Source organism: Desulfobacula toluolica Tol2 (genome assembly GCF_000307105.1).
GTDB classification, from domain to species: domain Bacteria; phylum Desulfobacterota; class Desulfobacteria; order Desulfobacterales; family Desulfobacteraceae; genus Desulfobacula; species Desulfobacula toluolica.
Genome location: NC_018645.1, coordinates 4,480,064 through 4,504,136, shown reverse-complemented (window position 1 = coordinate 4,504,136; position 24,073 = coordinate 4,480,064). Strand labels below are relative to the sequence as shown.

General features: G+C 38.1%; 21 protein-coding genes. 6 read left to right on the top strand and 15 right to left on the bottom strand.

Going from position 1 to position 24,073, the window contains the following annotated elements:
- Positions 1–65: 65 nt before the first annotated feature.
- The 8 genes from TOL2_RS20435 to TOL2_RS20400 are packed head-to-tail and all read right to left on the bottom strand — an operon-like array spanning position 66 to position 8,566.
- A complete protein-coding gene (locus tag TOL2_RS20435) occupies positions 66–755 on the bottom strand; it encodes a DUF3261 domain-containing protein (RefSeq protein WP_014959178.1) in 690 nt (229 codons plus the stop codon).
- Positions 752–3,124 (bottom strand): MMPL family transporter, encoded by a 2,373-nt coding sequence (locus TOL2_RS20430; protein WP_014959177.1) that lies wholly within the window; start codon positions 3,122–3,124, stop codon positions 752–754. The genes TOL2_RS20435 and TOL2_RS20430 overlap by 4 nt, the downstream gene beginning before the upstream one ends.
- A gap of 2 nt (positions 3,125–3,126) precedes the next feature.
- Complete coding sequence (locus TOL2_RS20425) at positions 3,127–3,756, bottom strand: LolA family protein (RefSeq protein ID WP_014959176.1); 630 nt, start codon at positions 3,754–3,756, stop codon at positions 3,127–3,129.
- The gene (locus tag TOL2_RS20420) at positions 3,746–4,798 is read right to left on the bottom strand and encodes a radical SAM/SPASM domain-containing protein (protein WP_014959175.1); all 1,053 of its coding nucleotides are present in this window, start codon (positions 4,796–4,798) and stop codon (positions 3,746–3,748) included. Before TOL2_RS20420 ends, TOL2_RS20425 begins: the two co-directional genes overlap by 11 nt.
- Complete coding sequence (locus TOL2_RS20415; RefSeq protein WP_014959174.1) at positions 4,795–5,538, bottom strand: lysophospholipid acyltransferase family protein; 744 nt, start codon at positions 5,536–5,538, stop codon at positions 4,795–4,797. The genes TOL2_RS20420 and TOL2_RS20415 overlap by 4 nt, the downstream gene beginning before the upstream one ends.
- Positions 5,539–5,543: 5 nt before the next feature.
- A complete protein-coding gene (locus tag TOL2_RS20410) occupies positions 5,544–5,807 on the bottom strand; it encodes an acyl carrier protein (protein ID WP_014959173.1) in 264 nt (87 codons plus the stop codon).
- Complete coding sequence (locus tag TOL2_RS20405; protein ID WP_014959172.1) at positions 5,800–7,035, bottom strand: beta-ketoacyl-[acyl-carrier-protein] synthase family protein; 1,236 nt, start codon at positions 7,033–7,035, stop codon at positions 5,800–5,802. The genes TOL2_RS20410 and TOL2_RS20405 overlap by 8 nt, the downstream gene beginning before the upstream one ends.
- Before the next feature lie 16 nt (positions 7,036–7,051).
- Complete coding sequence (locus tag TOL2_RS20400) at positions 7,052–8,566, bottom strand: phytoene desaturase family protein (protein ID WP_014959171.1); 1,515 nt, start codon at positions 8,564–8,566, stop codon at positions 7,052–7,054.
- Between the two features lie 477 nt (positions 8,567–9,043).
- On the opposite strand from TOL2_RS20400, the gene TOL2_RS20390 reads away from it, so the two are divergent.
- A complete protein-coding gene (locus tag TOL2_RS20390) occupies positions 9,044–9,643 on the top strand; it encodes an acyloxyacyl hydrolase (RefSeq protein WP_014959170.1) in 600 nt (199 codons plus the stop codon).
- Positions 9,644–9,680: 37 nt separating this feature from the next.
- Here TOL2_RS20390 and TOL2_RS20385 read toward each other — a convergent pair whose 3' ends face one another.
- Positions 9,681–10,211, bottom strand: coding sequence for a DUF4410 domain-containing protein (locus TOL2_RS20385; protein WP_041279652.1), 531 nt, complete (start codon positions 10,209–10,211; stop codon positions 9,681–9,683).
- Between the two features lie 503 nt (positions 10,212–10,714).
- Between TOL2_RS20385 and TOL2_RS20380 the strand changes: the two genes are divergently transcribed.
- Positions 10,715–11,539, top strand: coding sequence for a 50S ribosomal protein L11 methyltransferase (locus TOL2_RS20380; RefSeq protein WP_014959168.1), 825 nt, complete (start codon positions 10,715–10,717; stop codon positions 11,537–11,539).
- Positions 11,540–11,691: 152 nt separating this feature from the next.
- On the opposite strand, the gene bioB is transcribed toward TOL2_RS20380, so the two are convergent.
- The 5 genes from bioB to TOL2_RS20350 form a co-directional block, all read right to left on the bottom strand.
- Positions 11,692–12,666, bottom strand: a complete 975-nt coding sequence (gene bioB, locus TOL2_RS20375; protein ID WP_014959167.1) for a biotin synthase BioB — start codon at positions 12,664–12,666, stop codon at positions 11,692–11,694.
- 94 nt (positions 12,667–12,760) lie between these two features.
- Positions 12,761–13,147, bottom strand: a complete 387-nt coding sequence (locus tag TOL2_RS20370) for a carboxymuconolactone decarboxylase family protein (protein ID WP_041280176.1) — start codon at positions 13,145–13,147, stop codon at positions 12,761–12,763.
- A gap of 82 nt (positions 13,148–13,229) precedes the next feature.
- Positions 13,230–14,393 (bottom strand): glutaryl-CoA dehydrogenase Acd, encoded by a 1,164-nt coding sequence (gene acd / locus TOL2_RS20365; RefSeq protein WP_014959165.1) that lies wholly within the window; start codon positions 14,391–14,393, stop codon positions 13,230–13,232.
- A gap of 16 nt (positions 14,394–14,409) precedes the next feature.
- On the bottom strand, positions 14,410–15,192 hold the full coding sequence (locus TOL2_RS20360) for an IclR family transcriptional regulator (RefSeq protein ID WP_014959164.1): 783 nt from the start codon (positions 15,190–15,192) through the stop codon (positions 14,410–14,412).
- A 398-nt stretch (positions 15,193–15,590) separates the two neighbouring features.
- A complete protein-coding gene (locus TOL2_RS20350) occupies positions 15,591–15,806 on the bottom strand; it encodes an acetyl-CoA carboxylase biotin carboxyl carrier protein subunit (protein ID WP_014959162.1) in 216 nt (71 codons plus the stop codon).
- 223 nt (positions 15,807–16,029) lie between these two features.
- On the opposite strand from TOL2_RS20350, the gene TOL2_RS20345 reads away from it, so the two are divergent.
- The 3 genes from TOL2_RS20345 (at position 16,030) to TOL2_RS20335 (ending at position 19,275) form a co-directional block, all read left to right on the top strand.
- Positions 16,030–17,763, top strand: a complete 1,734-nt coding sequence (locus tag TOL2_RS20345; protein WP_014959161.1) for an acyl-CoA carboxylase subunit beta — start codon at positions 16,030–16,032, stop codon at positions 17,761–17,763.
- 38 nt (positions 17,764–17,801) lie between these two features.
- Positions 17,802–18,572: an enoyl-CoA hydratase/isomerase family protein gene (locus tag TOL2_RS20340; protein ID WP_014959160.1), complete on the top strand. Its 771-nt coding sequence runs from the start codon at positions 17,802–17,804 to the stop codon at positions 18,570–18,572.
- Between the two features lie 139 nt (positions 18,573–18,711).
- A complete protein-coding gene (locus TOL2_RS20335; RefSeq protein ID WP_041279651.1) occupies positions 18,712–19,275 on the top strand; it encodes a cysteine hydrolase family protein in 564 nt (187 codons plus the stop codon).
- 83 nt (positions 19,276–19,358) lie between these two features.
- Here TOL2_RS20335 and TOL2_RS20330 read toward each other — a convergent pair whose 3' ends face one another.
- Positions 19,359–22,349 (bottom strand): PAS domain S-box protein, encoded by a 2,991-nt coding sequence (locus TOL2_RS20330; protein ID WP_014959158.1) that lies wholly within the window; start codon positions 22,347–22,349, stop codon positions 19,359–19,361.
- A gap of 429 nt (positions 22,350–22,778) precedes the next feature.
- Between TOL2_RS20330 and bioA the strand changes: the two genes are divergently transcribed.
- Positions 22,779–24,071, top strand: a complete 1,293-nt coding sequence (bioA, locus tag TOL2_RS20325) for an adenosylmethionine--8-amino-7-oxononanoate transaminase (RefSeq protein ID WP_014959157.1) — start codon at positions 22,779–22,781, stop codon at positions 24,069–24,071.
- The last annotated feature ends 2 nt before the right edge of the window (positions 24,072–24,073 follow it).

The window sequence follows — 24,073 nt, the reverse complement described above, 5'->3', positions numbered from 1 at the left end:
TCAATATAAAGTTTTTTTAAACAAATAAATAAAAAGATTTTGGGTGTATGCGTATACACAAATGATTATTTTATTTCTTTTGTCTCTATTTCAAGGACATAGCCATATTTATAATTTTTAAAAAAAAGTTTGAACGGTATTTCTCTATTAGATGTCCTGTCGTTAACAATTGTATAATCATAATAATCAACAGACCAGATTTTGTTGTTATTTTTATACATTGATTTTGTTGTCAGTTTTAGAGGCTGCCCACTAAAAATGTATTCAAAATCATTTTGGTCCACTTGAGTATTTATTGTAACTTTATATTTATCAAGCTCAAGAGATGCAGTCTTTAAATCAATTTTTCTGTTAAAATAGATATGTGCTATATCTTGACTTATCATGGAAGCCGCCTTATCAAGATTATCAGCGCCGAATTGAGGAATAACGTAACTTGAAATTACCTTTTCATCTTCCATTTGAATTTTAAAAAGGGTTATGCCCATGGGATTAAAACCTGCAACAGAAAAATTTTTATTTTCTCCGTCAAGTTTGGTAATGCCGAGAGCAGTCATGGATCGACCTTTGAACGTGAATATGGTTGAGTTGATCATGTTTGTTTTTTGTGTAATTGAATCATTATATTGAGCTATTTCTTTGCAGGCAGTTTTTTTGTCTATATGGTTAAGTGGGACAAGATTATGCTCAGGTACATCTATGGTTGAACAGCCAGCTATAAATAGCAGAGAGAAGAAAAGTAAGAAAAATTTCATTTTAACACCTTTTTAAAAGCAGGAATACAAAAGACTGCGCTCAAGTAAGCTGCAATAATTCCACTTACTAAAGTTACTCCTATAGAAAACATCACAGGGTGAGAAGCAAATAATAATGCGCCTGCTCCCATCATACTTGTCAGCATTGAGAAAGTTGCAGCAATAATTACAGACTTTCTATTTTTTAATGAATCAGCGCTTGATATAAAAACACCGTAATCAAGACTTAAGCCTAAAATAATAATTAAAGTTATAAGAATTATTGCAGAGACCTCGATTGAAAGAAGGTTTAAAGCAAGAAAAACAAACGAAATTGAGGTTACAACAGGAAGTAATGATAGAAAAATATCCTTGGGCTTTCTCAAAAAAATTATAATCAATACACACACCCAGCAAAATGCAAAAAAAGATATCTTTTTCAAGTCCAGGATTAATTGTTTTCCAATGTGGGAAGAAAGTTCTATTCTTGAAACTATATACGAATCTGGATAATCCGTTAAAACTGATTCTATTTTTGTAAAGTTTTCTTTTGTGTCATTAAAATAAGAGAGAAGATGAGTTGAGTCGATCTCTTTGACAAAGTGCTTTTCAAATATTTGTAATACTTCCGGAATTTGATTTTCAAATGAAAGGCCTTTTGATTCAAGCAAAAGGAAAAATTTGTTAAAAGAATCTTTTTTAAAACCATAAGCCTCTGTTTCTTTTAAGAATTTGTCTTTAAGTTGAAAAATCTTATCTTTTGTCCAGAATTCTTGAAAGTTCTGCAAATTTTTTTGTTGTTGCTTTATTGAAGGCAAAAGAACAGCAAGCGAGTTAAACCCATCAATATTATTTTTAAGTTTATTTGTTATTAGTTCATAATCGGGCCAGGCATCTTCAATATTTTTGCCTTTTGTAACAATGACACCTGGTTTTTTTTCTCCACCCCAAACACCATAAAATTGTGATTCTGAATCAAAAACACTTTGCTCGCTTCCATCAAAGGCTGAAATGTCGGTTGCTTTCAAAAAATCAGAATTTATCATACTCATTATGGAAAAAAAGAAAATTACACCCCACAAAATTAAGATAAATTTACTTTTATTGACTGATACTTCAGCAGGGATATTAATGTTGGGGATTAAACTTTTCTTTTTCCAAAAATGAGGCAAAAAAATTATTGATAAAAGAACACAAATCACAATGCTGATAATGGAAAAAACAGCAAGCTCCTTATAACCCTGAACAGATGAAATAAAAAAAGAGACAAAGACACCCATTGTGCTTAAAGATGCTATCCAAACGGGTTTAATTGTATTTTTTAATCCTTTATAACCGTTAGTCTTCCAGGCAGTGAACAAATGTATCCCATAGTCAACAGAAATTCCTGCGATCACAGCAGCAAATCCTATCATAAAAAAGGATAAAGAATTGAGAATAAAACTGGAGATAAAAACAGAAAGAACAATAGCAAAAAACGGCAAGATAAATATTGACAGAGCATCAAATGTTTTAAACATAAAGAGCATTAAGACAATAAAACTAAGAGTGATAATGATAGTGGTAATATATATATCTTTTTTAACAATTTTCTGGTTACTCAATGTATGCTTATGCCCGCATACTGTCACAATATTAAGATCAGGGAACGTTTTTATGATATCATTTATTGCTGACATAAGAATTTCAGATTTTTCAGCATCTGTTAAAGGAGCGGATGTTTTGGCTATAGCAAGTGAATATTGATGGGTTTTGTCAACAAAATGCTTGTTCTTAAGTTCAACATCAAACCCCATTGATTTGCTTAAAACCTGAAGCTTATTGAGTATATGGTTAGACCACCCAAAAGGGTCTGTGTCCATAGATGTTTGCATAAATGAACTGCCGGGTGTTGTAAGCATAATAAACAACTGTCTTGCTTTTTCAGCAATATACTCATCTTTTTCAATATCTTTAAATAATTTATAATCTTCTTTTGCAAGTAACAGCGGTAATAATTTTGTAATATCCCTTCTCAATTTTGAAATATCAAGATTTTCAATTCCTGTTACTACTTCAGTAATCAGAGAAACTTTTTTTAATTTGTCTGAAAAAGCCTCTGTTTGTGATAATAAATTTTTATTTGAATTGTTTTTACATGTTATGGAAAAAGCTATAGTGTCAGACATGTCTGAATTATTAATAAAATCAAGAGATCTTTTTAATTCAGGGGAATCTGGTAACATAACAGAAATATCATTAACAAAATCTACTTTGGCAATTCGAACAAAAGAAACCATGATTAGAAGGAAAAATAAAATCAGAAGATAAATTTTATTTTTTCCAATAAAATCAAAAAATAAGTCAAACTTATTGAGTTTATCAAAGTTTATATCAGTCTTTTTAGACACGGTTAATTTGTTTCCCAAACTGACTTGTCAATTTTTGAGTTTAAGATTACATCATTAAAAAAGAGTTCGGTAATATCATCATTTTTTTCCAAAAGTTTGATATTTGAGATATATCTTTTATCATTTTGAAAAGTAAGAGTGATATTAGTGAGCATTTCTGAAGCAGGATTATGTTTCTTTGGCGCAAAGTCTAAGATACCTGGGTTTTTTTGAATAACTTTGATATCATAATCATTTTTACACGATGAATATGATCCTGAGAACCAGAAAGTAATCTGTTCAATCATTGCTTTGAACATTGGATTATCTTTTAGTGACATCTCTTGTGTTCCGTTTGATTTGTCCCATTTTTTAACCTTGTATTTGCTTAAAATCAGTGTGTATTCAATCGGATCAGTCACAATCCAGGCAAACTTATCAGGGTTTTGAATATAGAACTCACCTTTGATTATAATAGGTATGTCAAACATAGCCATTTCTTTTTTCTGAACAAACATGGCATGAACTGTATTAACCTGGCTCATGTTTTGTTCTACTTCCGATAAAAAATTATCAATCTGAGCATCTGCAGCAAAAAGTTGACTGGTAGGAATTAAAAAGATTATTAGTAATATTATAATGTTAAATTTCATTATTTACTCCGTCAGTTTGATAAATCTTTACTTCACCTTCTGCAATTAAAATATCTTTACAATATATTTTTGCTGTAAGTATGCCAAAATTTCCAAATTTAGTTGTTTTATAAATATCAATAATAAGCTTATCTCCGGCAAAGGTTTTAGCATAAATATTAATTTTTTGACCTCCGATTAAAAATCCTCCGGGACTAAGCTTACCAGTATCAAATTTTTCAAACCCATCCATTACACCGGCAGATTGTGCCATTACTTCCATATACGCAAATTCTTCCAGGCTTCCATCCTTTTTAATAAAAGGGCTGTTGGCTGGAAAAATAGATTCCACTTTTGCATAACGTTCTTTAACAGTTAATAAATTAGTGACAACACGCATGCCTTGTTTTTGAGGTACTAATTTTTCAACTGACATGGGAAGATAAGTGATTTTTTCAAGTTTATCTTGATTTTCAGGACATAAAGGATCAGATGCCAGATAATCACCAGTCAAAGCAAATGTTCTGGCACGACACCCATAACAATTGGAAAATTTATCACACTTTCGACATGGGCCTTTTATACTGAATTCATGGTTTTTAAGGTTTGCAAGAACCTCACTGTCAAAAAGTATTTTTTTTAATCTATTCTGGCGTATATTACCAATTGATAATCGCATTCCAGCGCAAGGATAAACAGAACCATATAAATTAATGAAGCACGAATCTTTATGTTTTAAGCACTTAATCAATGCATTTTCATTAACAGATAGGTTGTTACACGGTTTTGTTAATGAAAATTCCATTTGCATGTTTTTTTTATTAATTAATTTAAGAATTTCGGCAGTATCAGGATGTTGGTTTGATGAATTGTTAAATAAAATCACTTTTTGAACACCAAGCTCATTTGCCTGGTTTATCAAATCTATTATTTCATCAAGCAAAAGTTTGTTTTTGTTAAATTTATCAGAAGTTTTAACCTTTGTTAAATAACAAAAAAAACAGTTAAGGTTGCAACTGCCCCCAAGATCTATTTCTATGCTATTGATTATATTATTGTTCATATTACCTCTTTGTGTTGATCAATAAATATCTGCATTTTTGCACGAGTATAATTTTTTAGTTCAAAACTACTAAAATGTTCATATTCATTATAATCAATGGCAGGGAGTTTATGAATTTCAATATTTCCTGGATTTATTTTTAAACTTCCACGTAATGGCTTGTCTTTATTTCCTAAAATGCACAAGGGTACAATTTTCAGATTATTTTCTTTTGCTATTCTGAACAATGTGCTATGGAACTTGCCCATTTGAGAAGAGACAGATCTAGTGCCTTCGGGAAAACCAATAATTGAAATATTATTTGAAAATAAAAGTTTGCACTCTTTTGAAAAATCAACAAAAGACATACTTCGAATACTCAAATATCCGGCAAGACGAGCGCATAGCCCTAAAATTGGGATCTTAAAAGGCCATAAATTGACAATTTGAACAAATTCACCCGGAAGTACACCCATGAGAAAAGCATCTGAAGCTGAGCTGTGGTTTGCCACATACACACAAGGGTCCAAAGCCTGTTTGCCTTCTGATGAATCTATAAATTTAACTTTAACAAGTATTCTTGCAAAACCGAATATAATTATTCTTCCGTAACATACAATCAGGAATCTTAAAGTTTTTTGAGCTATTGTTTTTGAGCTAAAAACACGAATAAATATTAAAATTATTCCAAAAAACAGAAAAAAAATTATTGTAAAAGTACTAACAAGAATAAAAAACAACAGATTCTTGAAAAAGATCATAAATACTAAGCTTCTAATTGTAATTCTTTAATAAATTTGAAAAGATCTTCAAGAGTTCTAATATCTTTTATTTTTTCGTCAGTTCTGATTTCCACACTGAATTTTTTTTGTAAGGCAACAACCAAATCAACAACATCAAGGCTGTCCAGTCCTAAATCTTCAAATATATTAGCTTCTGGTCTAAGTTCTTTTTTTTCAATTTCAAAAGATTCTTCAAAAACTTCATTAATCATTGTTTCTATATTCATTGTTTCTATATCACTACTCATTTAATTCCTCATATTTTTTACAAATAATAGAAGCATTTATTCCACCAAAAGCAAAACAGTTTTTCAGTATAAAGTTTATGTTTTTTTTCAGTTTTGTTTTTACATGATTTATCATACTGCAATTTTCATCAACATCATCAAGGTTTAATGTTGGATAAATGATACCTTTATTCATCATTTCAATTGAAACTGCAAGTTCAATAGCACCTGATGCTCCAAGGGTATGTCCTAAATATCCTTTTAAGCTGTTAACAGGTATTCTTGATCCAAATACTTCATAAATAGCTGCTGCCTCTTCATGGTCGCCCTGCAAAGTTGCAGTAGCATGTGCGCTGACAAAATCAATATTTTCAGGGTTCAAGCTTGCATCTGACAATGTTGAGTTCATGCATTGAATCATAGCCTCTTTGTTTGACTGGCTTATATGAGAACCACTTCCACAAGTATTATATCCAAGGACCTCAGCAAGTATATTAGCTCCCCTTTTTTTAGCATGTTCAAGTTCTTCGAGTACAAGTATGCCGGCACCTTCACCACAAACTAATCCGTCCCGGTTTTTATCAAAAGGGCGGGGCGTGTTTTCAGGATTGTCATTAAATTTAGTAGAAGTTGCAAATAATATATCAAATGAGCCTGTTACTGTAGGATGCAGCTCTTCTGCACCACCACAAAGTACAATATCCTGTTTGTTGTACCGGATCAATTCAAAGCCGGTGCCTATCGCCTGGAGAGAAGATGCACAGGCTGCTGATGTTGCAATGATACTTCCTGTAATTCCAAGATATTGTGCAAGGTTCATGGATACGGTATGGGAAATACATTTGAAAAAACTCATTGATGTTAACAAAGTAAGATCATGATCCGGAAGCATAGTTTCAAAAGTATCGTTCAAAGCTTCTGCACTTCCCATTGTAGAACCGGCAACACAACCATATCTCTTGTTTGTGATTGCATCTTTTTCTATTTTAGCTGACTTTAAAGCCTCATTTGCTGCAAAGACAGCTAAAAGGCTCATTCTACCCATTGAACGTCGCATTTTTCGCGGTATTGTTTTTATATCGGGTAATTTTGCCGGGGCACCAACAAGGCTTTGCAGTCCTTTGTATTTATTCCATGTTGTCATTTGTTTTGTACCACAAACTTTGCGCTCAATGGAATTTATTAATTCATCCATGGAATTGCCAAGAGCAGAAATGGTTCCTGTCCCTGTAATAACAACTCTTCTCATTATAATATTTTTACCCTTATTTGTCTTTTAGCTGGTTTTTTATAAAAGCTGCATAAACATCTTTACTCAATAAGTATCGGCAAATAGTAAACCCAGAAATCATTGCTCCGATTATTCCTGGCAAGATAGCACTCTGTCCTGCTGCAAATGTATTTTTATATTGAATACGACCAAAAAGATTAAATTGTCCTATTTTTTGTTTTATTCCATATGCAGACCCAAACGGGTTGTTTAGATAATCACGGAAAGTCAGCATGGATGCCGAATCAATAACTTCAAGGCAATCTTTATATTCAGGAAAAATCTTAATTATGCGTTCACATATCCGACTGGTTGTTTTTCTTTTATACTCTTTATATTCTGAACTTCTTTTACCAGTCGTGGAATCAGCCCATTTTTTTACATGCTCCCAATGTGATAATTCAAAAGCATTTATAACATTAACATTTTTCGTTTTAGTTTCTTCAGAGTTTCTTACTATAACTAACGGCAGGTCGCCTTTAAATTCAGGGTCAAACATTTTGTTCATGTCATTGTCAGGATAAAGCGTTGTTATGCTGGGATTAAAAGGTTTTTGATCTTTTTTTGTAATTTTTATAAAGGCAAGAAAAAATCCAATAGATTCTTCAAAACTATTAATTCTATCTGCAAATGCTTTGGATGTATTTTTTTCTTGAAATGTTTTTAAGATTTTTCTAGGATGAATTGTAAAAATACAGTTTGCTGCTTTTAATTTTGAACCATTGTTAAGTACAAAAGTTCCAACTTTTCGATTTTCAATATCTTCACAGGAAGTAATAAAAGTGTTTGTTTGTATATCGACATTATATTTTTTAAGTTTCTTTTTAAATGCTTTGATAAAAGCATTCCCACCATTTTTTACTCTGGCAATTGATTCATAGAGGCTATATGTCACTCTTGAATGGTTTGCAAATGAGATTTTAGAAAGTTCAGTTCCATGACACATGGAAAATGCACTTAAAAGAGTTTTTAGTGTTTTGTTTTGAGTAAGAGAATCAAGCATATCTTTCAGACTGATAAAATCTTCGTCCAAAGGTTTTTGCATTTCAAATTCAGCCCGGATGTTCATAGCTTTAGTGTTTTTTCTAATACTTTTCATTTTAGAAAAATAAGAATGGATTGCTTGTTTCTCATCCGGGAAATAAGATAGCATATCTTGCATGGTTTGTTCAAAACCAGGATGGAATTCAAATGATTTGCCTGGTGCCTTGCCCTGGTTTTCAAAAACGAATCTGTTGTCTTCAGGGTGTCTTATAAATTCTGGTTGGATATCGTGATTAATTGATAAGACTTCAAGCATATCAGAAAGAATTAAATCATTCGCAAATCCACCGGTAAAATGAAACCCAGTGTCAAAAGGGATACCTTTTTTATAAAAACGAGATAAAGCGCCTCCTATGTTAGAAGATTTTTCGATTAAAAGGACTTTTCTTTGATTCATACCTAGAATCAAAGCAGTAGTTAATCCACTTACCCCGCTTCCAACGACAATGTCATCATATTTATTCATTTATTAACACCAGTGATGTTTCTATTAATAATAGAATAACTAACCGAATTTTTCTGTTTGACGGTTACCATTTTAAGCAGGGATACCCCGTATAATACTCCTTTTCCGGAAGTCTTTGTTTTGAGGCTTGTGTGCTGGAAAAATTTTTATTAACCAGTTCAAACTGTCCCGCTTTAAGTCTGTAACCTGCTTGACCAACTGTTGAGGATATCAAAATTTGTACAGTATAGCAAAACAATAAATATAAGCATCTGGACAAAAAACACTGATAACGCCTTTGGTAATAGCGGATTTCAGCCAAAAATTTTTGTATTAACATATCACCCTCTTTCATTTTTTTTAGTGATGGGGCTTTATACAGCAATGGGTTCTTGTATTCAAATTAAATTTGCTTTATTTTTTACATTGAAGACTGGCTGGTCAACCGATGGGTGAGATACACCCGAAATTTTTATAAAGGTATTTATTTAAAATAAAATGAGCTTTGATTTGATATTTCAAAAAATAAAACTGATTTGTCTATTTATAACAGCAATGGTGTCCTTTTTTACCCCTATTACCGTGTCCGCCCAAATCAATGAAAGCTATGTTCCCACCGAGACCGGGATAGCTTTGAATTCAGGGTATACTTATGATCCATCTGACGGTGCATGTTTTTTACAGGTATCCATATTCAGGCTGTATGACTATGAGAGGGTTTGGAAACATAAAGCGCCGGATAACCTTATGTTTAAGGTTGAAGGTTCTGTCGGGGGAGCTTTCCCTGATGATGAGGATATGAAATTTATTGCAAATACCGGAGTGCTGGCATTGATCTATCTGGATAGGTTTGAGACCAACCGTATCAAGCCGTATCTGGAAGCTGGCATCTGTGTTGTGTATGACGACTACCGTGTTAAAGGTCAGGACTATCGATTTAATTTTAATCCGCAGGCTGGAATGGGTATTGAATTCAAAAGAAACGGAAAGGCCAATAAATTGATCTCCTTAAGGATGCATCATATTTCCAATGGAGGTATTGGCTCATCGAACCGGGGACAAAATTCCATTGTATTTGTATTCGGCCAGTATTTTTGACAGATGCTTTAAGTTAATATTTTACCCTCTTCACCCTTCACTTCTGGCTAACACCGGCAAGGTATTGACTCAGTTTAGCCCCGGCTTTTTTGTTCAAGGCAACAGGTAAGCGCTTCCAGTGTTGAGATGTACCAATACCGTCATCCCAGCTCAAAATGGTTTCGCCTTTACTGTCGAGTAACTCGTAGTGACATTTCAATGAACAGGCTCCTGCTCCGAAACCAACAAGAACGCGGGCGGCTGCACTGCCGGGATTATAGGACTCAATAGCCACCTTCAAAAGATAGGTGCCAGCTGCTTTTTTATATTCTGTTTCCTTCCCAATTAACGCAGAGCTGAATCCATAATCACCCAGTCGGCGTACGAGATTGGGTTCCATAAAACCAGCAATTTCATTACGGTACTGCCACTGCCTTGATTTCAACTCTTCCTGATTGCCGCGGTCACAGAGTACATCAATATGGATTTTTTCTTCACTTGATGTTAAAGGCATTACTCGGTGTTTTGCACAATTATTAAGCAATAGAGTTGCCAATATGAGACTAAAACAGATGAATAACTTTTTCATATCTTGTTCCTTTATTTTAAATTAAATTTTCCAAGCAAGTAGTGTTTGCATTTGCACGAGAACCATTGACTTTCCATGCAGACACTAAATAAACATGTTCTTGGTAATACCTTCGCCAAATTAAAAAAAGTATAAAAAATGAGTCACTCGCTGATAAAAAGTGTTTAACCAAGCATTTATTCTATAAAGAGATGTCATTATGGTTGATATTAGTCCTTTATTTTGATGCATAACGCCAGTTTTAAATTCGACATTTTTGAATCAACATATTAGAGATAGTGTTGCGCTTATTCTATAAAAGATTATCTGTGAACAATCAAATTTTTACGGATGGTTTGGCAATTTTTAAACTTTACTTCGGTAAAATTTTACCGCGTTTGCAAAATATAATAAATTCATTTTGGCCTTATAGAGAAGCGATCTTGACAAAAATCCGGGTGGAACTTATTAATTAAAGCCTGACTGATATTTTGAATTTAAAAGAGGTGATAAAACAATAAAAAATGATCAATCCGTATAATAATCTTTATATTTACTATTTTGACGGTGTTCCGTTGGTTGATGAGACGGTTCAGGGCAGTGATTGCTTTCTCGGCACATGGGTGGAAGAAACAATGGCGTTTCTTTTTTTCTCTTCGCTTTGTGATGATGTTGTAGAAGAAATCCTTGAAAAAAATGAGGGCATCAGCCTGGTTGAAAAATATGAAATGACCGGAGAACAATGGCATGGAGATAAGATTGAGCCTTACTGTGTCGAGAGTCTGTGCATTTATCCGCCATGGAACAGGCCTGCTTTGGATGATGAAACCATAAAGGGCATCCAGCTTGATCCGGGAGTGGTGTTTGGAACCGGCAGGCATCAGACCACGGAAGATTGTCTGTATCTGATCCATCGATTGTGTACCCGGCATAAGATTCGGTCTGTGCTGGATATCGGTACGGGAACCGGGCTGCTATCCCTGGGAGCGGCAGTTCTGGGCTGCAATCCTGTGATGGCGTGTGACTTCAATCATCTGGCGGTTAAAACCACCCTGAACAATATCAGGCTCAACAAATTTGAAGAACAAATTCTTGCTTTCCAGGCAAAAGGCGAGGAGATCATGAATATCCCTTGTGATCTTCTGGTTGCCAATATTCATTATGATGTCATGCGGATAATGATAGAAAGCCCGTATCTATTGGAAAAAAAATGGTTTATTCTGTCCGGGCTTTTGAATTCCGAAGCTAAAAAAGTACTGGCGTCATTGTCTCAAAAAAATGTCCATATCATTGAGAGGCGATGCCCGGACGGAATCTGGAACACCATTCTCGGGAAAAGCCTGGAATAGATCCTGGAATAACTTTCATGGGCAGACCTGGCCATTTTATACTACAATCTGGTCACCTTGGTTTGTCCAAAACACCCTAAAGGGCAGAAACTAAAATATGAAAGTCGCTGTTTAGATTCTGAAAAACTTTTATAAAAAAATCAAACAATGACCTATCGTGGCGTCAGTTCAAGCTGATTGAGCATGTTCAAATCTTTTTCCAGCTGCCTGCCGCCGGTGGTCAGATAGTTGCCGGTTAAAATGCCGCTTGCCCCGGCATAAAAAATAAACGGGTGAAGCATGCCCAGATTGGCTTCCCTTCCGCCGCAGATGATGATCTCTTTTTCAGGAAGTACATATCTGAACAGAGCAATTATTTTAAGGCATTTCAGCGGGGTAAGCTTAGACTGATGTTCCATTGGTGTTCCCGGTATGGGAGACAAAAAATTCAAGGGTACTGCATCCACATCCAGGCACTTGAGTTCAAGAGCCATTTCCAGGATTTGATCATCGGTTTCACCCAGACCGAATATGCCGCCTGAACAAACGGACAGTCCAGCCTTTTGTGCCGCTTTTATGGTTTCGATCCGCTGGTCATATGTATGGGTGGTACAGATGTTGTTAAAATGGCTTCTTGCGGTTTCAAGGTTATGGTGGTAGCGGGTGACACCGGACCTTGCAAGCAGATTGAAATCATCCTCCGTGATAATGCCAAGGGAAGCGCAATAGCAAAGAGGCAGGTCTTTTATTTCTGAAAACGCTTCTGAAACGCGGTTTATCTCTTTTCCGGACAGGCCTTTTCCACTGGTCACGATGGAATAACGGGTAACCTGCGTATTTTTAAGATCCAGTGCAGGCTGCTGTAGTTTTTCTTTGGAAAGAAGCGGATAGGTTTCAACATCTGTCTTGTGAAATCTGGATTGTGCGCAGAAGGTACAATCTTCGGAACATTTACCTGATTTACCGTTACAGATGGTGCAAAGGTGGATTTGATTTTTAAAATAAGTGGATCTAATTAAATTTGCACCAGGGAATAGTTCAAATACTTTGTCATCAGTCAAATGGGCAATTTTGGCAAATTGTGTTGAATCCGGTGTATTTCCCTGTATGATGGTTTTGGCCAGGTTGAAATAGGCTTCTTCTGTCATGGATTTTTATCACTCAAGAGTTAAACGTTAAAAGCAAAAAATTGTGCGGCACATGCATCTTTGCTTTTAACAAATTTTTTTGTTGATACCTGATTTACTCTTCGCCGCGTTCTTCCAGAACTTCTTTGAGTACCGTCAAAGCCGTGTTTGCAGCAGGTACACCGCCGTAGATACTGGTTTGGAAAATCACTTCTGCAATTTCTTCTTTTGTACACCCCACATTCAGTGCCGCATGTGTATGCAGTTTTAGTTCATCAGGCTTTGAAAGAACCGTTAACGCAGCCACTGTGACCAGTTGTCGGGTTTGATGGGGAATCTTTTCTCTGGCATACATCTGACCTGTGATATAAAGGGACATGTCTTTTGCAAGCTCTTTGTCAAAATGCCTCCACAGGTTGTAGGGCTTTTCCTCTTCTTTGACAGTGGAAAAGTACAGTTTAGCAGTTTTTCCTGTTTTTTTAGCAATTTCTTTCGGGTCCACTTCGGCCTCCTTAAAAAAAGCCGTGAACAGCAATTCAAACGGTAGTTCAGGAAGAAGAGCTGTCCACGTTGTTTTTTTTGTATTATCTGTTGGCTTTTCTGTAACCCAGCTGATCAAGGGCCATGATCCATTTGCAGATATTGGCGGAACCTTCAACCATGGAATAGGTTGGGGCATCTCTGTAGTATCTGGCAACCGGGTATTCTGTTGAGTATCCGTATGCACCCAGGATTCTCATGGCAAAGTTAGCGCATTTTGTTGCAGCTTCACCAGCCAGATATTTTGCCATGGCAACGTCGTAACCATTGTTCAGGTTGCCGTCGTCTTTTGCACAGGCAGCTTTGTAGACAATCAGTCTGGCAGCTTCGATATCAGCGGCCATCTGGGCGATCATATCCTGATTCATCTGGAAAGTACCGATTTTTTTGCCGAATTGTTCTCTGGTATTGCAATATTTGATTGCTTCATCCAGGCATGCCTGGGCAAGGCCGACACCACCGGCTGCAGCAGACAGACGGGTCTGGTTCAGGGATGAGAAAACAATTTTTGCACCGTCACCAACTTCACCCACGAGGTTTTCCTTGGGAACTTTTACATTATCCAAAAAAAGTTCGCCTGTGGGGGAAGACCAAGATCCCAGCTTATCTAATGAGGATACTTTGATGCCGGGGAAATTTTTAGGCTCAATAACAAAAGCGGACATGCCTTTTGAACCGGCGGATTTATCCGTATAGGCATAGCACATAAGGACATCGGCTACGTTGGCATTGGAGATCCAGGTTTTAGAACCGTTGATCAGCCAGTGGTCTCCTTTATCTTCGGCAACGGTGGACATGTTCATGATGTCTGAACCGGCATCGGGTTCAGTAATACCAAAACCGCCGACATATTCAGCCGTACACAGTTTTTCAACATATTTTTTTCTCAGTTCTTCGCTGCCGTAACGGTAGATGGTGTAAGCACATCCCAGTACCTGCATGTTGACCTGAACGCGCAAAGAAGAAGATACGCGGGCAAGCTCTTCTGTAACGATCATGGCTGCCAGAAAACCCATATCTTCCCCACCGTATTCTTCAGGGATAACTGTTCCGAAAAATCCCAGTTCTCCCAGAGGTTTCATGACCTCTTCATAAGGCAGGTAATGTTTTTCATCCCATTCCTCAATATTAGGTTCAATCTGTTTTTTTGTAAAATTTCTGATCTCTTTCTGGAGCATTTGAAGTTCTTTTGATAGTTTAAAATCCATTGTTCCTCCTAAATAGTTAAAATTTTCCAGCGCCCAATCCCATTTCGTTTGAAAAAGATTTTGCAGCACTGGTTAGTATATCAATACAATTTGAAAGATGATCCTCCTGCTTGAATCTGATTTCAGGTATGGCAAGGCTCAGGCTTGCCAGGATCTGCCCTCTATAATCAAAAACAGGGGCACTCAATGAACCTAGCCCCGGAGTTCTCTCCCCAAGGCTGATGCCATATCCCTGTTCTTTTATTTTGTCAAGTTCTTTCCGCAGCTTGTTTTGCCGTATGATGGTGAACTCGGTAATGGGTTCCATGTTTATGGTTTGAAAATAATTGTTTTGAAAATCCTTAGAGGAAAAGGTCAGCAGGCATTTTGCAGATGCTCCGGCATACAGCGGTGACTGGTTGCCGATTCGCATGCCTGCCTTTAATTCTTTGGGAGATTCAATGGTGTCGATACAGATCCGAAGATTTCCTTTGATGACATTCAAATGGGTTGTTTCAAGGGTTCCGACTGCCAGTTCTTCCATGAATCTGCGTCCGATTCGGGTAAGATTATTTGAACTGTTCAGACACTCAAGAAATTTATAAAATATGTTACCAATAAAATATTGCCTGGTTTTAGGGTCTTGTTTAACAAATTCATATGATTTGAGAACTTGCAGAATTCTTTGAACAGTTGCCGGACTGAATTCGAGCTTTGCACTTAACTCCCTTATACCCCATGACGGTTTAACGTCCTGGAATGTGAGCATGATTTCCAGGGCTTTTTCAATGGAATTTAGCTTTTTAATATCCTGACCCATATACCATTTATCTTAAATTAAAGGTTTGTGGTTTATTGTGCATTCTTTAAGATTAATCCTTTTTGTGGTGTTTTATATATCAAAACATTGTTCCATGTTATGATGCATACCATAAACTAAAATTTAAATCACTTGTCAAGAAAAAAGTCACAACATGGCTGAAAAACAGCTTGACAAAGGAGGGGAATTATTTAATCTATAACCGGTATGAAAATGCTGTTTTATTATATGAATTATCAGGATGGAAAGCACTGCCCCGGGCTGATTATTTCTGCCTGGTTCAGTTAATTGGAAAAAGGATTATACAAAGAAGAAAATGAACAATTTCATATCATGCAGAGAGCATAAAAGATGATGCCCTCTGCAGATACAAAATTTGCTATTCAAGGTATTGAAAATTATTCAATCGTCAGAAGCAGTTGCTTTGTGGCAACTTTATCTTCCACTTTTACTTTAACTTCCGTTACCTTGCCTGCTGTTGTTGTAATAATGGGGTTTTCCATTTTCATGGCTTCCAGGATTAAGAGTTCCTGTCCCTCAACAACTTCATCACCTTCTTTTACATGCACTTTCCAGATTGATCCGGGCATTGGTGCTAAAATTTCAGTGCTCATTTTCTTCTCCTTTGTTCGTATAATATTTGGTTCTTCCCTTGTCAGAAAAAAAAATTTTCTTAAACAAGATAATTTGGGTCTATACTTAAAGAAAAGTTTAAAGTCAAGGGGGTGTTTCCAAGCAGGCGAAATATAAAATTAAAATTTTACGATAAGCGAATGACTCTCCTGACAGGAGGGTGGTGATTTGAAAATAATAATTAAATTTGACCAGGAGTAAATAATGAGACAATATTTTGAAAAAATGACGGAATTCGGTGTTGAACTTAATAAAGGACAATTATTAAGTTCAGAAGAAAATGTGAAAAATATCAAGGAAGTGGAAGCCGGGATTGATGCAGAAGTCGAAAAGGTTAAAAATGCCGGACTGCCTACGGAAAAGATCAATTCAAGAGGTGTAATGACGGTATGGCAGCGGCTTGAGTATCTGGTTGATCCCGGCACATGGACTCCTTTGCACACCATTTTTAATCCCGAAAATAATGTTGAAGGCACAACCAATGTCATTGACGGCCTTGCAAAAATTTCCGGTAAATGGTGTGTCGTGGCAGGGTTTGATAACAAAGTCATGGCAGGTGCATGGCTTCCGGGACAGCCGGAAAATATTTTCAGGGCCACTAACCTGTCAAAACGGTTGAATATCCCATTGGTATGGCTTGTTAACTGCAGTGGTGTAAAATTGACAGAACAGGAAAAATTTTATGCCAACAGAAGAGGAAGCGGCACCACTTTTTATCGTCATGCGGAACTTGAGCAGATGGGCATTCCCATACTGGCCGGTATCTATGGTACAAACCCGGCAGGCGGCGGATACCAGGGGATCAGCCCCACCATATTGTTTGCCCACAAAGATTGTAATATTGCCGTAGGCGGAGGCGGTATTCTAAGCGGCATGTCTCCCAAGGGATATTTTGACCTGGAAGGTGCGGAACAGTTGATTGCATCCGCCAAACAGTTCAAGGAAAAACCACCGGGATCAGTTGATGTTCATTACGATTCAACAGGTTTTTTCAGGTATGTATATGAAGAAGAAAAAGGTGTGCTTGACGGACTTAAAGATTACATGAAAGATATGCCTGCCTATAATCCCAAGTTTTTCAGGGTAGCAGAACCCAAAGCGCCAAGGTTCCCGGCAGAAGATCTTTACCGTCTAATGCCATTTAATCAGAAACAGATTTATAATTTCAAAGAAATCATTGCCCGTCTTGTCGACGGCAGTGAACACATGGAATACAAACCTGATTACGGCCCTGAAATTTATACAGGTCTGGTTAAAATGGATGGATTTCTTGTGGGCATGATCGGCAACAACCAGGGATGGCTGGGAGAAGATTATCCCGAGTATGCTGATTACGGCGGAATCGGCGGAAAATTGTATCGCCAGGGCCTGATCAAAATGAATGAATTTGTTACCTTTTGCGGCCGTGACAGAATCCCCTTGATCTGGTTCCAGGATACCTCAGGCATTGATGTTGGTGATATTGCTGAAAAAGCTGAACTTCTCGGCCTTGGACAGTCCTTGATCTACTCTATCCAGCAAACCGATGTTCCCATGACTTTGATCACCTTGAGAAAAGGAACTGCGGCAGCCCATTATGTCATGGGCGGCCCCACGGCCAACAGGCACAATGCTTTTACTTTGGGTATCGGTACTACGGAAATTTATGTTATGCATGGTGAAACCGCTGCGGCTGCAAGTTTTTCAAGAAGACTTGTCAAGGAAAAGGATGCAGGACGTCCCCTTGAGCCAATTATCGACAAAATGAACCAGCAGGCTAAAGAATACTATGATAATTCAAGACCTGCCTATTGTGCAAAGCACGGTATGGTGGATGAAGTTGTAAAAATGAGCGCATTGCGTGATTACCTGAAAGCTTTTGCCGGGGCTGCATATCAGAATCCAAAATCCATCTGTCCCCAGCATCATATGATTACACCCAGAGCTATCAGAGGATAAAAAATAACCGCATTATCTTAAACTAACAGGAGGCCTATATGGCAGAACTAGAATTTTTAAAAGTGGAAAAAGATGACCAGGTTGCCAGAATTATTCTTGACCGACCAAAACATAATGTTCTGGACATACCCATGATGAATGAACTGAATGCCGAGCTTGAAAAGATTGCTGCAGATGATGAACTCAAATGCGTTGTTATCACAGGCGAGGGTAAAAGTTTTTGTGCAGGTGTTGAAGTGGCCGATCATAAACCGGATAATGTGGACCTTATGGTTTCCACATTCAACCGGATTTTCGAGTTGATCAACATGATTGATATCCCCATTATTGCTGCTGTGAACGGTGCATGCTTAGGTGGCGGTATGGAATTGGCCATTGCCTGTGATATCGTGATTGCATCTGAAAAAGCCATTCTTGGACAGCCTGAAATCAAGCTGGGATTTTTCCCACCCTATGCTGCCTTAAGACTTCCCGAGCTTGTCGGCGTTGCCAAGGCAATTGAAATTGTCACCACCGGCCAGAATTATTCTGCCCAGGCTGCCAAGGATCTTGGATTTGTATCCCAGGTGGCTTCAGTGGATGAGTTCCAGGACGTTGTGGAAAAGAACGTCAAACAGATTGTTATGGCAAGTCCCTTGATTATCCGGCTCAATAAACGAGCTGTAAAACGCCATATTGGAACCAGTTTTGCCCAGGGCGTTGATCTGGTCAGCAATTATTTTTTGAAAACCATGATGAAAACAGAAGATACCCTTGAAGGTATTGCCTCTTTTGAAGAAAGAAGAAGAGCTGTTTGGAAAAACAAATAAGCTAAGTAAGTGAGTAAGTTAAGTGAGTAAATAGAAAAAATCACTCCGATTTCCCATGGCAAGGGTTAATCAGCTCCCTTGCCATGGGTTTTTCCTTATCATTAAAATATTATCAAAAAAATATCCCAAAGGAGCGACTATGACAGAAAAACCGGCATTATTGATCATTGATATGGTAGAAGATTATTTTAAAGATGAAAATCATTACCCAATCACCCCTTTGGCCAGAAAAATTATTCCCGTGATCAACCTTTTGATCAAAGAGTTTCGTAAAAAAAATTTCCCCGTTATATTTTCAACTGATGCTTTTGCCGAGGATGATTTTCTTTTTACAGGCAAAATGCACCCTCATGCCATCAAGGGTTCCAAGGGCGCACAAGTCGTTGCTGACCTTGACATGGCACCCGAAGATCTCTGGCTTCCCAAACCAAGGTTTTCAGCCTTTTTTGACACAGGTCTTGAAAAGATTCTTCGAGACCAGCAGATAACCCTTTGCGCTGTTGCCGGGATTGCAACCAATTTTTGTGTTCTGGCCACTGCAATGGATGCCATATGCCATAATTTCAAGGCTGTTATTGTGGATGACTGCTCGACCGCTTTTTCTGAAACCATGCATGCACAATGCCTGGATCTTTATAGAAAAAACCCCTTGTACCCGCTGTTTAGGGTCATGAACTCAGAGGATTTCGTATCTGAAATATGAAAAGACGGCACGGACCTGTTCAGCGAAAATTGTCCCTCCCAATCAAATCATTTGGATTGGATTTCCTTTGAGCCTAAAAAACATTAAGAGGCCAATGGTAAAAAAATCCTGAAACTGCTTCCTTTTCCAGGTTCGCTTTTAACTGTAATACAGCCGCCATAAGTTTTGATAATTCCGAGGGCGACCGGAAGCCCCAATCCTCGACCAGTGAATTTGTCGGTGTAAAAAGGATCAAAAATTTTATTGATCTGAATTTTATTCATTCCCCGGCCGGTATCCGTAACCGTCAGGCAGCCATACTGTGCATCAGAACGGCTCCATTCAATTGGGAAAAGGTTATGTTTTGGAATATCTGTTTGAGTAACTTCTCCCACTGTAACCTGAACGGTGCCGGGAAAATCATCTATGGCTTCCCAGGCATTGGTAACCAGAGCGGTCAGGATTTTGCAAATCAGATCGTCTTCAGCTTTAATAACAGGTCCGGGTGTGAGGATATCAACTTTTAATGATACATCTTTTATTAAGTTGTCACGCAGCTGATGTAAGTGTTGCAGGCACGTTTTTGATAAATCAATTGATTCTAATTTTGGTTGAATATTACCCAGCAAAACAAGCATTTGTCTGCTTATGTCCGCAGCGCGTTGAGCAGCCTGAAATGCCTGTTTGATATTATCGGAAATGTATGTTTCCGGCGGCAAGGCCTCCATGGCCAGTTCAAGATTGCCAAGAATAATGGTCAATATATTGTTGAAATTATGGGCCACAGCCCCGGCCATGCGATTGAGGCCCTCTGTCTTTTCAATCTGCTGTCTTCTTTGCTCTATCTCTATGCGCTCAGTAATATCCCTGCTGGTGCCGAATATCACCTCTTTGTCTTGCCATCGGCCAAGCTTAACCTTTGTCTCCACTGGTATGAGCTTGCCGTGTTTGGTTTTAAGTGCAATTGAACATGAATCGGATTCACCGGCAAAAATTCTGCTCATAACAGCTTGGGCCTCGTGGTGACGATCCTCCGGATGCAAGCAACGGATGTGTTTGCCGATTAATTCATTTGAAGAGTATCCCAGCTGTTTGGCAACTACCTGATTGTGCTTGATGATACAGCCGTTCATGTCGAGTACAAACAGCATATCCTCAATAGTGTTGAAAAAGTTATCCATGTTCCGTTGGTCTTGCCGGATCTGCTCATCCTGAATTTCCTGTGCGACAAAAGATCCTGTATAATTTGCAATGCTTTCCAGGGCATTGCGGGCATGTTCAGGTATTGACTCCAATATATGGGAGGCAACATTCAAACAGGCAATTACCCTGCCTTGAAATATCATTGGTATAATGGCAACAGCCTTCAGCCTCTCATGGGCGGTTGCACTTTTTTTGTCCTCGAGCAGATCCAGATGCCTTGCATAAACAGGCTTTTTCTTTTTTATCAGGTGTGCCTGCCTGGAATCAGCTCCAAAATATGTGGCATGGGCAATGAAATATTTGGACAATCCATGATGTACGGTTAGCCGGAGGCTGTAATCGTTTTCATCCACCAGGTAAAGTCCCCCGCAGTCCATGGACGAAACCTGCAGGGCGGTTTGAAGGCAAAGATTGAGCTGTTCATTGAAACTGCCTGCGCTGCGCCAGTCAGAACCCATATCATGTTCTGCCTGAATCAGGATTTCATAGCGTTTTCTTTTTGTGATGTCGATGTGAGTACCTGTCATACGCATGGGTTTGCCATCTTTGGTCCACTGCATCACCTTGCCTTGATCCCGTACCCATACCCATGACCCGTTTTTGTGTTTCATTCTGACTTCACATTGGTAAAAGCCGGTTTCATTGGCCCAATGCTTTTGGATAAGATTATTTGATCTCTTCAGATCATCAGGGTGGCAAAGTTCAGCCCATGTCTTAATACTCACAGGTGCAAGTTCATCTATGGTGTATCCTATTATTTTGGCCCATCTTTCGTTTAATACGACTTTACCGGTTTGCACATACCAGTCCCACAGCCCGGCATTGGTTCCTTCAATTGCCATATCCAGACGCTCTTTAGTTAAGCGCAATGACTGCCTGTTTTGAAGGAGGTAAGCTCCTACCAGAATCATTATAAAACAAAAAAGTCCGATAAAAATAATTTTTGTTTTATATATCTGCCAGAGATCTGACATGTTGATGTCTGGTGTCTTGTTGAAGGGATCAATCCGCAATGTCCTCATTAAATTTTCAACGGAATCGTAATTTGCAGGGGGTAAAAATCCTTGTATTATAAAGGGCATTTTTACAGAATCTGTCTGTTCCATTTTCAGCAGGGCGGCAATTATCTTTTTTTGATCTGCGGGTTCGATATGGGATAAGGATGCAAAAGGCCATTCCGGGTATAGACCGGTTGAAACCTGAACCGGAAAATCAGGCAGTATCTGAGGGTGGATGACCTTGAACTGTGAAAGGTCAAGCTTGCCCTGTGACGCCATTTTTTCCAATGTACCTGCCCTGGCATAACCGAGATCCGCCTGATTTTTAATAACCGCCAAAACCGTATTGTCATGGGGCAATCCTGTTATAACAAGCTGGCGTTTTCGGAGTAGGGAAAGATCATTTACAAATAATTCATACTGCAGCATTTGAACGATAAAAGAATTGTTTTGAAACGGGACTGCAATCTGTTTGTCTCTTATGTCCTTGAGGTTGTTGATATCAGTACAGTCTGAAAGTGTGAAGAGTGTTCCTCCAACCCGCTTTAGGGGAATTGTGTTGCTGCCGCCTCTTATGACTGTTGCCAATGGAGCAGACAAGCCGTACCTGTGGCGAAAAATGGTATATTGAAACGGGTTGGTCACAACAAAGTCAATCAGCTTTTTGCCAATGGCTTCTTCCAATTGAGTCCTGGACATTAAAATGATTTTAAATTCTGTTTTTGGAATTTGTGTGTTCAGATAATTTTCAAGAACCGACCATTGGGGAATATTACAAGATTGGGGTTTAAAAGACATAATACCAATGTCGATTTTATCAGGAAGAGTTGCCTGTGCAATGGAAAAAGAGCTTATTAATGTCAGGATTGTAAAAATTAAAATTCGTACATGCATACTTACCCATCCACAGATAAAAGTAAAAAAGAACCTATCAAGTAATTGATCAATTACTTGATCAAGATTAAGACCATATTATCTTCATTGTTTGTCTCTTTAACTAGTCAAGATTGTTTCAACAGGTTAGGGATTCGGAACAAAATAATCACTCCTGTTGTTTAAAGTAAAAGATAACAATCTCTTTTGATTTTAGCTACAATTACAGTTTGGATTTACTAATCCAAACAAAATGTAATATTTTGTGATTTTTGAATCCATTAATAGAGGCTACCATATATCAAAGTTTTTTATAATTCAATATCATCGCCATGAGTTATTTTGCAAATATATCTGCTGGAATAATTTTATATGGGTATTGACTTGGTCATTGAATTTGGTTAACTAAAATTCAAACAAAAGTTAACGGTATAAAACAGCAGGCAAAATATGACAGATAAAATTTTACAATTACAGGAATTTGACAAAACACACTTGTGGCATCCATACACTTCAATGACCCGGCCTTTGAAAACATATCCGGTTGAATCCGCCCAAGGCGTCCATCTCACCCTTATGGACAAAACACGGCTCATAGACGGGATGTCTTCCTGGTGGGCAGCCATCCACGGATACAATCACCCGGTTTTAAATGCAGCTGTTGAAACTCAGATGAAAAAAATGTCCCATGTGATGTTCGGCGGGTTAACCCACGAGCCGGCGGTTGAGCTGTCCAAACTCTTAATCAGCATCACACCTGACCCCTTAACCCAGGTTTTTTTGTGTGATTCCGGGTCGGTCTCCGTTGAAGTCGCCATGAAAATGGCCTTTCAATACTGGCATGCCATGGGAAAGCCTGAAAAAAATACCATGATTACGGTCAGGTCAGGATACCACGGCGATACCTTTTATGCCATGTCTGTATGCGATCCTGTGACCGGTATGCACCATGCCTTTCAGAATATTCTGCCCAAACACCATTTTGCACAAAAACCAGACTGCAAATTTCATGAACCATGGAATGACAGCCATATACAACACATGGAAGAGTTGATCAAACAACATCATCAATCCTGTGCCGCAGTCATTATTGAACCTATTGTTCAGGGTGCAGGAGGTATGAGGTTTTATTCTCCCGTGTATCTGAAAAAGCTCAAAGCCTTGTGCGACCAGTATGAATTGCTGCTGATCCTGGATGAAATCGCCACAGGTTTTGGCCGTACTGGAAAACTGTTTGCCTGCAATCATGCCCAAATTTCACCTGATATCATGTGTGTGGGCAAAGCTTTGACCGGCGGATACCTCACCCTTGCAGCCACTCTTGCCACACAGGAAATCGGCCGGGTGATTTCACAAGGAGAATGCGGGGTGTTTATGCACGGCCCCACATACATGGGCAATCCACTGGCGTGCAGTGTTGCCCTGAGCAATATCAACCTTCTTTTTTCCTATGACTGGAAAATGAAAATTCAGCACCTTGAAACAAAACTGGAATCCGGATTGCAGGAATGCAGACAGTTCAAGCAAGTGAAAGATGTCAGGGTTTTAGGCGGGATTGGGGTCGTGGAGATGAAAGAAGCTGTGGATATCGAAAAAATACAGCGGCAGTTTGTTGAACAGGGAGTCTGGATAAGGCCGTTCGGCAAATTGATCTATACCATGCCACCTTATATTATAGAAGACCATGACCTTGACACATTAACAAAAAAGATAACTCAAGTTGTTTACAAAACAGGTGTTTAATT